At 67.0% G+C, this 10,445-nt stretch carries 9 protein-coding genes; 3 read left to right on the top strand and 6 right to left on the bottom strand.

Features of this window, described 5'->3' with window-relative positions; all coding sequences use genetic code 11:
- Positions 1–23: 23 nt before the first annotated feature.
- From QNO10_RS10555 to QNO10_RS10540, 4 genes are all read right to left on the bottom strand, one after another.
- Entirely contained in the window at positions 24–713 is a 690-nt protein-coding gene (locus QNO10_RS10555; RefSeq protein ID WP_229950371.1) for a hypothetical protein, read from the bottom strand.
- The gene (locus QNO10_RS10550; RefSeq protein ID WP_229950372.1) at positions 710–1,648 is read right to left on the bottom strand and encodes an ABC transporter ATP-binding protein; all 939 of its coding nucleotides are present in this window, start codon (positions 1,646–1,648) and stop codon (positions 710–712) included. Before QNO10_RS10550 ends, QNO10_RS10555 begins: the two co-directional genes overlap by 4 nt.
- On the bottom strand, positions 1,645–2,025 hold the full coding sequence (locus tag QNO10_RS10545; RefSeq protein ID WP_227918398.1) for a GntR family transcriptional regulator: 381 nt from the start codon (positions 2,023–2,025) through the stop codon (positions 1,645–1,647). Before QNO10_RS10545 ends, QNO10_RS10550 begins: the two co-directional genes overlap by 4 nt.
- Before the next feature lie 178 nt (positions 2,026–2,203).
- Complete coding sequence (locus QNO10_RS10540; RefSeq protein ID WP_229950373.1) at positions 2,204–3,589, bottom strand: phosphotransferase; 1,386 nt, start codon at positions 3,587–3,589, stop codon at positions 2,204–2,206.
- 142 nt (positions 3,590–3,731) lie between these two features.
- Here QNO10_RS10540 and nudC point away from each other — a divergent pair, with 142 nt between their 5' ends.
- A complete protein-coding gene (gene nudC, locus QNO10_RS10535; protein ID WP_229950375.1) occupies positions 3,732–4,694 on the top strand; it encodes an NAD(+) diphosphatase in 963 nt (320 codons plus the stop codon).
- A complete protein-coding gene (locus tag QNO10_RS10530; RefSeq protein WP_229950376.1) occupies positions 4,691–6,817 on the top strand; it encodes an ATP-dependent DNA helicase UvrD2 in 2,127 nt (708 codons plus the stop codon). The genes nudC and QNO10_RS10530 overlap by 4 nt, the downstream gene beginning before the upstream one ends.
- Before the next feature lie 70 nt (positions 6,818–6,887).
- Here the strand turns inward: QNO10_RS10530 and QNO10_RS10525 are convergent, their stop codons facing one another.
- Positions 6,888–8,009 carry a ThiF family adenylyltransferase gene (locus tag QNO10_RS10525; RefSeq protein ID WP_229950378.1) on the bottom strand — a complete coding sequence of 374 codons (1,122 nt, stop codon included), beginning with the start codon at positions 8,007–8,009 and terminating at the stop codon, positions 6,888–6,890.
- A 126-nt stretch (positions 8,010–8,135) separates the two neighbouring features.
- On the opposite strand from QNO10_RS10525, the gene QNO10_RS10520 reads away from it, so the two are divergent.
- On the top strand, positions 8,136–8,720 hold the full coding sequence (locus tag QNO10_RS10520) for a M48 metallopeptidase family protein (RefSeq protein ID WP_229950379.1): 585 nt from the start codon (positions 8,136–8,138) through the stop codon (positions 8,718–8,720).
- A gap of 100 nt (positions 8,721–8,820) precedes the next feature.
- On the opposite strand, the gene QNO10_RS10515 is transcribed toward QNO10_RS10520, so the two are convergent.
- On the bottom strand, positions 8,821–10,305 hold the full coding sequence (locus QNO10_RS10515) for a zinc-dependent metalloprotease (RefSeq protein WP_229950381.1): 1,485 nt from the start codon (positions 10,303–10,305) through the stop codon (positions 8,821–8,823).
- Positions 10,306–10,445 lie beyond the last annotated feature (140 nt).

Below are 10,445 nucleotides of genomic sequence, written 5' to 3'. Positions count from 1 at the left end.
GGGAGCTGAACCGGCGGGGAGGATCAGGGAACGGCACGCCGAAGCGTGGCGTAGGACGTCAGGGCTAGCAGCGCACCGGCAGCCAGCAGCCAACCGGCCAGGGAGATCGGCGTCAGCTGCACTATCCAGGCGCCGACGGAGGGCCAGGCCTCCCGCCAGGTGATCAGGGCGATGACTCCCAGCAGGACGGCGCCGGCGCCCACCAGCGCTGCCGTGAGTCCAATAGTCCGCCAGCGCTTGTAGATGGTCGAACTCCAGAAGCCCAGCAGGAACAGCAGGATGGTGACCGCGAAATAGAAGAGGATCTGGGTGTACCAGGCGCCCTCGGCAATCCACGGGATGGCGAAGATGGCGCCCTTCATGCCCCAGCCGTCGGTCGCCTGCTCCACCAGGCCCAGTACCCAGTACAGGACCGCGAGAGCCAGGGCGACCAGTGAGAACAATCCGATGGTGCCGATGTAGAAGGCGCGCCGGCTGACGCTGAGGGCCTGCGAGAAGGGGAAGAGCAGGGTCATGGCCTGGATGCCCAGGGCAAAGAAGTACCACATCACGGCCTGCCCGGAGCCCGAAATGACGTTCGAGGCGTCGTCCGGGATCATCGCGAAGATTGCCAGCGATATCAGCGTGGAGGCGACCAGGATGATCAGCGGAATCCACAGGTAGATCCATTTGTTGGTCAGCTGCATTCTCGCCACGGCTACTGCACGGTTCATTGGAAGGCCTCCAGGCTGTCTGTTGCCGCAGTGCCGGACGGCTTCTCTACGCCATCGGCATGCAGTGTCTTGCGGACAATGAGTTGCTGCAGGGATACAGGGGTCAACTGCAACCCAAGCTCGGCGGCTTCCCGACGCCCGGCGTCGTCCAGCCGATGCTCTACGGTCACCGAGGCAAGGGACCCCAGGGATTCGCGGTGCAGCACCGGATACCCGGCGATGAAGGCCTCGACGATGTCCGCAGTGCCGGTGATGGTTACGGCGCTGCCCCTGATGTTCTCTGCGTCGTCATCCAGGACAATCCTGCCGCTGTCGATCACGATCACGTGCTCCAGGAGAAGGGCGACCTCGTCGATCAGATGCGAGGAAAGCACGATGGTGCGCGGATACTCTGCGAAGTCTTCGACCAGCCGGTCGTAGAAAATCTGCCGGGCCACGGCGTCGAGCCCCAGGTAGGGCTCGTCAAAGAAAGTGATCTCCGCCCGCGAGGCCAGTCCGAGAATCACTCCGACGGCGGAAAGCTGGCCGCGGGAAAGTTTCTTCAACCGGCGCTTGACCGGGAGGCGGAATTCCTCCGCGAGCGAGGCGGCGAACCCGGCATCCCAGTTGGGATACAGCAACCCGGCGGATGCAAAAGCGTTTGCCGCGGTGAAATCATCCGGGTACTTCTGCGATTCGCGGACGAAGCACAGCCGGCGCAGCACACGGTCATTTTCGAAGGGGTGTTCTCCGAAAACCCGTACCTCGCCGGAAGACTCAAAGCCCTGGGCCGTGAGGATGGACATCAGGGTTGTTTTGCCCGCTCCGTTGCGACCGAGCAGCCCGTAAATGCGGCCGCCGGAAATATCCAGGTTAACGTTGTCGAGCGCTAGCTGGTCCCGGTAACGGCGTGTGAGGTTCCGGGTTTCTATCACGTTCGTGGTGCCGGCATTCATGGCGCCATGCTCCCTTCGGTGTCGACGGCGCTGCGCTGAATCAATCCGGCGAGCTGGGTGCCGTCAATACCCAGCTTCCGCGCTTCGATTGTCAGCGGACGGACGTACTGTTCGTAGAACTGTTCCCGCCGCTTCTTGAGGACGGCTTCCCTGGCACCGGGCGCCACAAACATGCCGATGCCCCTGCGCTTATAGAGGATTCCCTCATCTACGAGGAGATTGATGCCCTTGGCAGCCGTCGCCGGGTTGATCCGGTAAAAGGCTGCGAACTCGTTGGTGGAAGGCACCTGGCTTTCCTCCTTGAGGGTTTCGTCAAGGATGTCGCCTTCGACGCGTTCGGCGATCTGTTGGAAGATCGGCCTGCTGTCATCTATCAAAGCGGCTCCCGTGTTTTCATCCCCCGGGACCCAAGTGCCCGGTTCACTACTTGCTTGGTTCATTAGTTATGTAACTAACCTATCGGCGGAGCCGGGACATGGCAAGGGGGTGTGAAAGAAAAAAGGTGCCCCGCCGAAAAATCGGCGGGGCACCGGAGTCCGGGCTAGCGGAAAACGGTTACTTGTCCGGAACCGGGGTCAGCGGAAGGGTAGTGGTTTCGGTGCCCGGCTGACTGCTATGTCCGTCGCGCGGGGCGCCGTCACCGGGAGCACTGTCCGCAACAGGTTCGTTGCCGGATTCCGGATCGTTCCCGGGCTCAGCGTCCACGCCGGAGACCACGGCTTCATCCGCTTCGGCTTCGGCTTCCACTGCGCGCACCGTTGCCCGCTCCGATTCGCCGGGTTCGGGGCTGTCCGTTGCGGTATCGGCACCGTTTTCCGTGTCTGACCCTGTTCCGGTACCAACCACGCGGCTGACGCTGCCGGTGTCCGGGGCGGCGTCGTCGGCGCCTGACGCCGCGGGGGCCGCCTCGGGAGCAATCGGAGCAACGGTAACCTTGGCGGCAGCCGGCCGGACTGCCGCCGCGGCTTCGGCTTCCGCCGTCCGGGCATTGGCAGTGCGGGCCTGGCTGTCGCGCCGGTCAGACGCTTCCTGCGCCAGGACGTCTTCTTCGAGGGTTCCGAGCATTTCCACGGCTTCGTCGACCATGGTGGAGTTCTCTGCGGCGACGCCGCGCACCAGCCACTGCGCGAGGGCGAATTCGGCAGACAACGCTGCCCGGCGGATCAGGTGCGGATCCTCGGGATCGTTGCTGGCTTCCAAGTAGGCAGCGTGCACGGTCTCGGTGAACTTGGGATCGTTGGCCGCGATCAGCCACGCGAAGTCATCCGCGGGGTCGCCCACCCGGAGATCGGTCCAGCCGGTGACCGCGCTGACCCGCTCGCCGGTGAGCAGGATGTTGTCTTCATGCAGGTCGCCGTGGACCACGGTGGGCTTGAAACGCCAAAGCGAGACGTCTTCCAGCGCGTGCTCCCAGCGCCGCAGCAGTACGGCTGGGATCTTGCCGGTGGTGGCGGCCTGGTCCAGCTCATTCAGACGGCGCTGGCGGAACTCGTTGGCGCTGTAGCTGGGCAGGTCAGCCTTGGTGACCAGTTCCCGGGGAATGGCGTGGATGGCAGCCATGGCCCGGCCGATTTCCGTGGCTACGGAACGCCCGGACGTCATCAGTGTGTCGATGCTCCGGATGGCGCCTGGAAGGTGGGAATAGACAAAGGTGCACAGCTCGCCCTGGCGCACGGTGCCCGCAACATACGGAAGCGCGAACGGCAGTTCGGCCCGGACCGCGGGGACAAACGTCCGCAGGACCAGGAGCTCGGTCTCCAGGCGCATGCTGGCCTCGAGGTGTTTGGGGGACCGGACGCGCCACCTGCGTCCGGCGTCGTCGATGAGCAGCGCCGCGTCAAAATCGGCGGCATCGTCCGGGGAACCGGCAACGCCGGTAGGGGTCAGCCCTGGGACGGCAGCGCTGGCCATTGCAGCCAATTCCATGGGAGTCCGTTTCACATCTTCAACCGTATGGGTAGATGTGGTCCGAATAACCATCCGTGGGCGGCGAGTCGCCTAAACCGTGAGGAAAAGCTCATGCCGGGCACGGCGCCGGGGGCCAACTACAGTTTGGGGGGAGAGAGTCAGTACGGTAGGTGGTATGAGTATCCCGGCACCGGCAGCAGAAGTTTCACCCCTGGGTTTGTTACCGCTGGCCCGGACGGCCGTGGACAGGGGATCCGACCGCCGTGTCGCCGCCGATCTTTTCGACACCATCCGCGCCGACGGCGGCACCCGCGTGATGTACCTGGCCGGGGGACGGACCCTGGTCCGCGAGGGCGTGCTGGTGCTCCTTGATCCGCCGGCTGCCGGCTTCGGAGATGTTCCCATCTATCTGGGACGCACCCTCGAGGACGCCCAGGTGCCCCTGGGAACCGACATCGTCCTGATGACGCTGCCCGAGCCGGATCCCGCATTAGCCGTCGACGGCGCCGCGTGGGTCAGCCTGCGCGAGTCCGCCACCCATCTGGGCGCCCTGGACGCCGGATTGTTCGTAGAGGCTGCCGCCGTCGCCAACTGGCACGCCGTGCACACCCACTGCCCCCGCTGCGGCGCCCCCACCGTTCCCGAGCAGGGCGGCTGGGTCCGCCGCTGCCCCGAGGACGGCAGCTCCCACTTCCCGCGCACCGACCCGGCCATCATCGTCGCCGTTGTGGACGAGCAGGACCGCATCCTGCTCGGCTCGGCGGCGGCCTGGCCGGGGAACCGGTATTCCACCCTCGCCGGTTTCGTTGAACCGGGGGAGTCGCTGGAGGCCGCTGTCATCCGCGAGGTGGCCGAAGAATCCGGGGTTGTTGTCCACACTCCGCAGTACCTCGGTTCGCAGCCGTGGCCGTTCCCGTGTTCACTGATGCTGGGCTTCACCGCCCGCGCCGAGAACGCGGAGGCGAAGGCCGACGGCGTCGAAATGTCCGACGTCCGCTGGTTTAGCCGGGCCGAGCTTGCCGAGGCCGTGTCTAGCGGAGAAATCACCATTGCAGGTCCCATTTCCATTGCCCGTAACCTGATCGAACGCTGGTACGGCGGGTCCATTCTTGAACCGGAGGCCAACACCCGCGCATGAGCAGCGAATCACCCGAAGCACGAATCCTGGCCGGGCTCGACGACGAGCAGCGCGAAGTTGCCACCACCCTCACGGGTCCGCTCTGCGTCCTGGCCGGTGCAGGGACCGGCAAGACCCGCGCCATCACGCACCGGATGGCCTACGGTGTGGCCACCGGCGTCTACAAACCGCAGCAGGTCCTCGCGGTGACCTTCACCGCGCGGGCGGCAGCGGAAATGCGGACCAGGCTGCGGGACCTGGGATCCGGCGGTGTGCAGGCGCGGACGTTCCACGCCGCGGCGCTGAAGCAGCTGCAGTACTTCTGGCCGCACACCGTGGGCGGAACCATGCCCGGCCTCCTGGACCACAAGGCGCAGATCATTGCCGAAGCCGCCCGCCGGCTCCGGCTGTCCACCGACCGGGCGGCCATCCGCGACGTCGCCGCGGAAATCGAGTGGGCGAAGGTCTCCATGCTCACTCCGGACAGCTACGTGCGGGCTGCCGGAGACCGGGAACCCCCGGCCGGGTTCGACCTGACCGCCATTTCACGGATCTTCCAGTCCTACGAAGACGTGAAGGTGGACCGGAACATCATCGACTTCGAGGATGTCCTGCTGATCATGGTGGGAATCCTGCAGGAGGACGAACGGGTCGCAGCCATGGTGCGGGACCAGTACCGGCACTTTGTGGTGGATGAGTACCAGGACGTTTCGCCGCTGCAGCAGCGGCTGCTGGACCTCTGGCTGGGCGCCCGGGATGAACTGTGCGTGGTGGGCGACTCCAGTCAGACCATTTATTCCTTCACCGGCGCCACGCCGCGGCACCTGCTCGACTTCACCAAGCGGTTCCCTGGGGCCGACGTCGTCAAGCTCGTCCGCGACTACCGTTCCACACCCCAGGTGGTTGGCCTGGCGAACCGGATCCTTGCGGCCCGGACCGCCGAGGGGGAGCGGAACCGGTCCGCTCCGGCCTGGCCCACACCGCTGGAGCTGGTGGCTCAGCGGCCGGCGGGACCGGAACCGACGTTCACCGAGTGCGCCGACGACGAGGCGGAGGCCGCACAGGTCGCCACCTCCATCAAGGCGCTCATGGAACAGGGGGTCCAGGCCAGCGAGATCGCCATCCTCTTCCGGACCAACGGGCAGTCGCAGGCCTACGAGCAGGCGCTCGCGTCGGCCGGCATCGGCTATCAGCTGCGCGGTGGGGAGCGGTTCTTCGCCCGGCGCGAGGTCCGCGACGCCGTGCTGCAGCTCCGCGCTGCGTCACGGTCCGTCGGGAACGAACCGGTGCCGCAGCTGGTGCGGGACATCCTGGCCTCGCTGGGATATACCTCCGAAGCCCCCGCCGGTGGTGGAGCCACCCGCGAGCGGTGGGAATCCCTGGCCGCACTGGTGTCACTGGCCGAGGAACTGCAGGCCACCCGGACCCGCGATCCGGACAGCATTTTCACCATGCAGGATTTCGTGGCCGAACTGGAGGAACGGGCCGCGGCGCAGCACGCCCCGCGCGTCCAGGGCGTAACCCTCGCGTCCCTGCACTCGGCGAAGGGCCTGGAATGGGATGCAGTGTTCCTGGTCGGGTTGAGTGAAGGCCTCATGCCCATCTCCTTCGCGGACACTCCCGAAGCCGTCGACGAGGAACGGCGCCTGCTGTACGTGGGTATTACCCGTGCACGGGAGCACCTGGCGCTGTCCTGGTCGACGGCACGGACACCGGGTGGCCGCGCCAACCGGAAGCCCTCACGGTTCCTGGACGGTCTGCGCCCGCGCACCGAGCGCGACGCCGGCCGCACGGCGGGACCGGCCAAGCAGGCCCGGCGCAAGGTCACCGGCCCGGCGAAATGCCGCAGCTGCGGTTCCTTGCTGAACACGGGTGCCGAACGCAAGGTCGGACGCTGCGGGGACTGCCCCGTGACGTACGAGGAAGCGACCTTCGACGCACTGCGGGAATGGCGCCGGGCAGCCGCCGCCGAAGCGGGCATTCCCGCCTTCGTTGTCTTCACGGACGCGACCCTCGTGGCCATTGCCGAAGACCGTCCGCCGTCCCTGAACCGGTTGGCCACCCTCCCCGGAGTGGGTCCATCGAAGCTGGAGCGCTACGGCGAGGCCGTACTGAAGGTGCTTTCGGAGAGCTCCGACGCCTAGCCCCGGGCGCCCATGCGCCTAGCCACGGGCGCCCGGATCCCTGGCCACGGGGCGCGGCTCCGGGGCCGGGCTAGGCCACCTGGTTTCCGCGGCGCTGCAGCCGGCAGCCGCACGCCGGGTGGTAGTCCAGTTTCCGCAGCTGCGGGTAGCCGTCGGAGGTCCGCAGCCGAAGGACAGCGGACAACACGGCAGGCTGGTTGATCCCGTCCAGGAAGACCAGCGCCGCCATGGCTGCCGCTCCGGCGGCAAGCACCGAGCCGGCGAGCTCCTCACCCCCGGGACCCGAAAACAGCCCGCCGGCAGCGTCCTGCCTGTCCGCGGCTTCGGGCCGGCTGGCTGCCAGGGCCTCCCTGGCGGCGTACCACCCCGGATCGGTCTCTGCCCGGTGGCGGTCCAGGCATTCCAGGCACGGCGTGAGGCCGGGAACCACCAGGGGGCCGATGTCCCACGCGCTTTCCTGTGCTGTCAGTACCAGCCGGGGGACGCTGCCGTCGTCCTCCGCCGGTTCCGGCCGGCGTTCCCCCGCCCGGGGCACGGCAGCCACCGCGCGGATGGTCACGGCCAGGTCCACGGCAGGCGGGGACGGACGGCGACCGGCAGATCCACGGCTGATACCCGGCATCGTCAGCACCTGGAGGGTGGGGTCCACCCGGAAAAGGTGCCGTTTGACGGCTGCGGCCCGGTTCATTCCGATATCGGTCATGGCGTAGGCCGTTCCGACGTCGGCCGGGGAAACCACGTCCGGATCCGTGAGCAGCAGGGTTCCAATACCTGCCGAGCCGAGCGCGCGTGCCAGCAGGGCACCGGTGCGCCCCAGCCCGTCCACGGAAACCGCAGCGGCGGCCCGCCGCCGCACCGTTTCTTCGCCGTTGACGCTGTAGGCGGATGAGAGACGCTGTGCGTCCGGGAGCAGACGTTCCGTACGCAGGGAGGGGATGGGTTCAGCGGCGGCCTCATGCGGCACCAGGAGGGGGCCGAGAACCTGCAGCAGTGAAGCCGCCCGGTCCTGAGGAACGGACAATCCCGCTGCGGCGGCCTGTTCCGATCCATCCGGAACACCCCTGTGCAGGGCCGCCAGGAAAGCGAGGTCGGCGTCCTGGAGGTTGCGCAGGAGCAGGGACCCCGAACCGATGCCCAGCTGACGGGCACCAGGCGACACTTCGAGCACATGAATTCCAGGATTGATCCGCATTGGCCTGCTCCCGTGTCGACTCCCGTGGTCTGTTCCGGCTGCTGACCATGCTGACACGGCAGCCCGCGGCCCCCGGAGTTATCCACAGGTTCCAGGGCTGTCAGCGGCGGCGGCTAGGCTGGGAATATGCCTTCTCCGCACCGGACCGCCGACGTTTCGATTCCGGCAACCACCAGCACCGGAATACCGATCCAGGTGCGCCGGTCCGCCCGGCGGAAACGGACAGTCAATGCCGTGTTCCGTGACGGCGTGGCCCTGATCTCCATCCCGGCACACTTCTCCACCGCCCAGGAAGCGGAGTGGGTACGGCGGATGGTGGCCCGGCTGGAGGAACGGTCCTCCACCGAGCCGGATCCCGGGGCCAGCGAAAGCGAACTAATGCTGCGCGCGGCGGAACTGTCCCGGACCTATCTTTCCGGACAGGCACGTCCACAGTCGGTCCGCTGGGTCAGCAACCAGAACTCACGCTGGGGTTCGGCGACGCCGGGCAGGGGCACGATCCGGCTGTCAGACAAACTGCAGGGAATGCCCGAATGGGTCGTCGACTACGTGCTGCTCCACGAACTGGCCCATCTGCTCGTACCCTCGCACGGTCCGGCTTTCTGGCGGCTGCTGGAAAACTATCCGCAGACGGAAACCGCAAAGGCTTTCCTGTCAGGAGCGGCGTTCGCCAGCGCCCGGGGGCTGAAGGGGGAAATGGGGGAGGACTAACGGCTCCGCAAAACACAACTACTCCAGAGGCTGCTGCCTCTGGAGTAGTTGTTACCGGCAAAGTCCCGGTCCGCACGGAAGCCGGCCGGAAAACACGCCGCTAGGGTGCGCCGGGCTTGCCGCCCTCGTCGGTGTCATTGTCGTTTCCCGTATCGCTGCCGTTTGCGGTGTCGCCGTCGGTATCCGCGGAAGTGTCCGCGTCGCCGGCGGTTCCGGACTCTTCAGCTTCCGGTGCACCGTCGCCGGCCGGGGTATCGAATCCACCGTCAAGCAGGCGTTTCAGCGCAGCATCGACATCGGAATCCGCAGCTTCCAGGAGCTCCCGCCGCCGGCTGAAGCCCTTGGGGTCGTCCAGGTCTTCCGAGGTGGGAAGCAGGTCCGGGTGCTCCCAGATGGCGTCCCGGCCTTCAATGCCGCGCTCTTCGGTCAGGTGCGCCCACAGGGCCGCTGCATCGCGCAGCCGCCGCGGCCGGAGCTCCAACCCGACCAGGGAAGCAAACGTGTGCTCGGCCGGACCCCCGCTGGCACGGCGCCGGCGGATCACTTCCCGCAGGGCACCGGCGGACGGCAGGTTCGCGGTGGCGGCGGCGGTGACTTCATCCACCCAGCCCTCCACCAGGGCCAGTGCGGTTTCCAGCCGTTCGAGGGCCGCCTCCTGGGCGCCCGTGCGCTGGGGCTGGAAAACCCCGCCGGAAAGGGCAGCCTGGATGGACTCGGGATTGGAAGGGTCGATGTCCCGTGCGGCTTCCTCGATCTTGGAAATATCGATGTGGATGCCGCGGGCATAACTCTCAATGGTGCCGAAGAGATGGGGTGCCAGCCACGGGGCCTGTGCGAAGAGGCGGGCATGGGCCGCTTCCCGAACGGCCAGGTACAGCCGGATCTCGGCCTCCGGAATGTCCAGTCCTTCACCAAAGGCGGCAACGTTGGCAGGCAGCAGTGCCATGGTGCCTGCGGCGAGCGGCAGCCCGACGTCGGTGGAGCTCACCACTTCCTTGGACAGCGCGCCGACGGCCTGGCCGAGCTGGATGCCGAACATCGCCCCGCCCATGTTGGCGAGCATGGAGGACGCCCCGCCCATCATGGACTTCATTTCTTCGGGCATCTGCGCGGTGATGGCGTTGGAAAGCGCTTCCGAAATGCTCACGGCTACGGGCTCGGTGAGCCGGCGCCAGGAATCCATGGTCGCTTCCACCCATTCCGCCCGGGACCAGGCCCGGCCAAGACTTGCGGTGGACGCGAAATCCGTGGCCGGGTCGAGCCAGAGTTCGGCCAGGTGCAGCGCCTCGTCAACCTCGCGGGCCGCCGTCGGGCCGGTGGAGGGATCGCTGCCGGTTGCGGCGACCCGCCGGGCATTGTCCTTGGCCAGCTGCCAGTTCACCGGCCCGTCCGATGAAGCACTGAACATGGCCTGCACCTGCTGGAAGATCATGGCCATGGCATTGGGGTCCGAGGGCAGTCCGGCAGCCTTCGCCAGTTCCGACGGATCCATGCCGCCGGCCCCGCCGGCGCCGAACAGGCGCGCGAGCATTTCGGACAGCGGATCCTGCGGGTTGTCCCCGCGGTCGGATGGATTGGAACTCATGGGATACCACCGGTCCTGTGGAAGAAGATAAAGCGGAAAGTCCTGCGTGCACATACTGCGTGCGGTTGTTGTGCGATGCCCGGCACTGCCGCGCATATTTCTCCTTACGTTACCGGCAGTGCCCAACACCTGTCCCGCAC

The sequence above is a fragment of the Arthrobacter sp. zg-Y919 genome, assembly GCF_030142045.1.
Taxonomy (GTDB): Bacteria; Actinomycetota; Actinomycetes; order Actinomycetales; family Micrococcaceae; genus Arthrobacter_B.
The sequence above is the reverse complement of the archived record's forward strand: the minus strand, read 5'-3'. Positions and strand labels throughout refer to the sequence as shown.

Coding starts and splice junctions, on each gene's coding strand:
- QNO10_RS10550 (WP_229950372.1), bottom strand. CDS start 1,648: ATGAATGCCGGCACCACGAACGTGATAGAAACCCGGAACCTCACACGC.
- nudC (WP_229950375.1), top strand. CDS start 3,732: ATGAGTATCCCGGCACCGGCAGCAGAAGTTTCACCCCTGGGTTTGTTA.
- QNO10_RS10530 (WP_229950376.1), top strand. CDS start 4,691: ATGAGCAGCGAATCACCCGAAGCACGAATCCTGGCCGGGCTCGACGAC.
- QNO10_RS10520 (WP_229950379.1), top strand. CDS start 8,136: ATGCCTTCTCCGCACCGGACCGCCGACGTTTCGATTCCGGCAACCACC.
- QNO10_RS10525 (WP_229950378.1), bottom strand. CDS start 8,009: ATGCGGATCAATCCTGGAATTCATGTGCTCGAAGTGTCGCCTGGTGCC.
- QNO10_RS10515 (WP_229950381.1), bottom strand. CDS start 10,305: ATGAGTTCCAATCCATCCGACCGCGGGGACAACCCGCAGGATCCGCTG.
- QNO10_RS10555 (WP_229950371.1), bottom strand. CDS start 713: ATGAACCGTGCAGTAGCCGTGGCGAGAATGCAGCTGACCAACAAATGG.